Raw genomic sequence first — 1,075 nt, forward strand, 5'->3', positions numbered from 1 at the left:
TGTATTGCCTCGAGAGGTTGGGAACGCGGCTGGCGGGTGGTTGGCCCTTCAGCGCGGTGTGTCCGCGGTGGTGATTGTAGGTGTGCAGCCAGCCGGGGAAGGCATCGCGTCGTTCCTGCTCGGAGCGGTAGGGGCGGGCGTAGGCCCACTCGTCGAGCAGGGTGCGGTTGAACCGCTCCACCTTGCCGTTGGTCTGCGGCCGGTAGGGTCGGGTGCGTTTGTGGGCGATCCCGGCCGCTGCCAGCAGGTCTCGCCAGTCGCGTGAGCGGTAGCAGGAGCCGTTGTCGGTCAAGACCCGCTCGACGGTGATCCCGCACTCGGTGAAGAAGGCCTGGGCCCGCTGCCAGAAGCCGGTGGCGGTCTCCTTCTTCTCGTCCGTGTGGATCTCGCTGTAGGCCAGGCGGGAGTGGTCGTCGACGGCGGTGTGCAGATAGCTGTAGCCGGCCTTCGAGCGGGTCTTGCGGCCTGCCTGTCGGCCAAGGGCCTTGTGGCCGCCACCGTCGGGGATGTTGCCGAGTTTCTTGATGTCGACATGGACCAGTTCGCCGGGCCGGTCGCGTTCGTAGCGGCGGATGACACGGCCGGTGGCCCGGTCCAGATGGGCGAGGCGGGCCAGGCCGTAGCGCATCAGCACGCGGTGCACGGTCGAGGGCACCAGGTGCAGCAGGCCCGCGATGCGAGCCGGTCCCCAGCGGCGCAGAACACGGACCTTGATGATCCGTCGCTCGGTGCGGGTCGGGGTTCGGCGCGGGCTGGTGCGGGGACGGCTGGAGCGATCGGCCATGCCTGCCTCGCCGCGCTGTCGGTAGCGGTCGGCCCACCGTTGGGCCGTGGTCGGCGAGACCTGGAAGCGTTCCGCGGCCCGGCGCAGGGGCCAGCCGTCCTCGACGACGCAACGGGCCAGACGCAGGCGGCCGGTCTCGGTCAGGGGTGCATTACGGTGGGGCACGAGGGCCTTTCTGGTCGCTGGTGCAGATGTCGCAATCCACACCAGGCCAGAAGGCCCTCACCCATTTCAAGATCGGCCAGTCGAGACCTGCATCACTGTCCACAACCTCCGTGGACAGAACACCTA

Annotated in this window: 1 protein-coding gene; it reads right to left on the minus strand. The window is 68.7% G+C overall.

The features are described from left to right. Window positions 1-949, minus strand: a 949-nt coding sequence (locus ABZ646_RS47170) for an IS481 family transposase (protein WP_360534087.1), incomplete at its 3' end; no start/stop codon positions are given. Window positions 950-1,075 lie beyond the last annotated feature (126 nt).

This window comes from Streptomyces sp. NPDC007162, from assembly GCF_040634175.1.
GTDB lineage: Bacteria > Actinomycetota > Actinomycetes > Streptomycetales > Streptomycetaceae > Streptomyces.